This window comes from Vibrio sp. 10N.261.52.A1 (assembly GCF_002876325.1).
GTDB lineage: Bacteria > Pseudomonadota > Gammaproteobacteria > Enterobacterales > Vibrionaceae > Vibrio > Vibrio chagasii.
This window is the reverse complement of record NZ_MCYD01001109.1, coordinates 9,048-10,771: the sequence shown is the minus strand read 5'-3', so window position 1 is coordinate 10,771 and position 1,724 is coordinate 9,048. Positions and strand designations below refer to the sequence as shown.

2 protein-coding genes are annotated in these 1,724 nt (G+C 45.2%); both read right to left on the bottom strand.

Annotation, left to right across the window (positions count from 1 at the left end):
* Positions 1-52 precede the first annotated feature (52 nt).
* Positions 53-925: a patatin family protein gene (locus tag BCT81_RS23780; RefSeq protein ID WP_102426068.1), complete on the bottom strand. Its 873-nt coding sequence runs from the start codon at positions 923-925 to the stop codon at positions 53-55.
* Between the two features lie 215 nt (positions 926-1,140).
* Positions 1,141-1,724, bottom strand: a 584-nt coding sequence (locus tag BCT81_RS23775) for a catalase (RefSeq protein ID WP_133152707.1), incomplete at its 5' end; no start/stop codon positions are given.

Genomic DNA, 1,724 nt, shown 5'->3' with positions numbered 1-1,724 from the left:
ATTGGGGGTCAGTTCAAATAGCGTGGCTTTTTGGTTTATGTCAGTATCAAAACTAGATGCAGAAGTGGCAGTCCTCGATATCTAAGCCATAGGTGCCTTTGCGAATCGCCAAGTGTTCTTCTCCAGCTTTCAGGCCCATCTCATAACCTGCATCCAATATCGCTTTATCCATGGTGAGTCGCTTAACCGCGAACGCCTCAGGTGGCGCTATCACCTTAATGGTCGCATCTTTTGGCGGATTACGAATGAACTCCAAAGATTGGTTATAGTTTTCAGCACGTATCGCCATCGACTCTGCAATGTTGGGGAATTTCTTTAACAGCTTTTTCAGCATCCATTGATACTTCTGCGGCTTCATTCGGTAGCTCAGTGGATGGGAAAGAATCACGGTAATATCACGTGCACCTCGGCGATAAGCTTCACGAACTGGGATTGAATCTGCGACCCCTCCATCGGTATAACAGCCACCAGAGAAACACGGAGTTTCACGGTAAGCGATAGGTAAAGCCGTTGTTGCTTCAACTACATTAGAAAGGTTTTCTGGCTTGATGTGATAGTAGTCTGCACTGCCTGTGTCGACATTAGTCACCGCGGCAATCAGTGGAATGCTTGAAAATAGCTCTCCACAATCCAGTGGGTAACGTTGATTTGATTCATTCCATAACCACTTCACGTCAACCAAGTTACCACCTTTAGCGAAGCGGGCTGGGCTAAAGAAAGTTTTATCGGTCGCCATCGTGGTAATCACACTGTAGCTGCGTTTTGGCGCTTGAGATAAGTAACCAACCAAATTAGACACACCCGCAGATACACCAATCGCAAAATCATAAGGACGAAAATCGTCTTGCATAAAGGCGTCTAATACTCCGGCTGCAAAGATGCCTCTCATTGCCCCACCTTCAACGATTAATGCACTTTTACTCATCTCAAACTCTACTACTTTATAAACTGATAGCCGTAGGATAATCCCACCCAAATCATAAAGATAATGGGCATAATTTATTACTTCGATAGGGAAAAACTATCGTTAGGTAATAGGCTAAAATTCAATAACTTAATTACTTATTTAGAACAGAGATCAAAAAAGGCCATTGAGTGATTAACTCGACGGCCTTCCATTTAACTAATCAAGCTTATTGATTACGAATTAAATTCGCTTACATCGATTTCAAGCAATTTACCAATGCCTTCGCCGTATGCTGGATCAGCTTTGTAACAGTGTCTTAAGTGACGCAGTTGAATCTCTTTAGGCACTCCGCCTAAGTTACGCGCAGTGTTGTCGAACAGGATTGCTTGTTGTTCTGCAGTCATTAAACGGAATAGATCACCCGGTTGTGAGAAGTAATCTTCATCTTCACGGTGGTCCCAATGTGCTGCCGCACCATCAAGGTTTAATGCTGGCTCTGCAAAGTCTGGTTGCTCTGCCCATTGGCCTTCATTGTTTGGCTCATAACCTAGTGTGCTGCCAAAGTTACCATCGACACGCATCGCACCGTCACGGTGGTAGCTGTGGACTGGGCAACGAGGTGCATTCACTGGAATATGCTGATGGTTCACACCTAAACGGTAGCGCTGCGCATCACCGTAAGCAAACAAGCGACCTTGTAGCATTCTGTCTGGAGAGAAGCTGATACCCGGAACCACGTTAGCAGGGTTGAATGCTGACTGCTCAACTTCAGCGAAGAAGTTCTCAGGGTTACGGTTAAGCTCTAGCTCACCTACTT

Coding starts and splice junctions, on each gene's coding strand:
- BCT81_RS23780 (WP_102426068.1), bottom strand. CDS start 925: ATGAGTAAAAGTGCATTAATCGTTGAAGGTGGGGCAATGAGAGGCATC.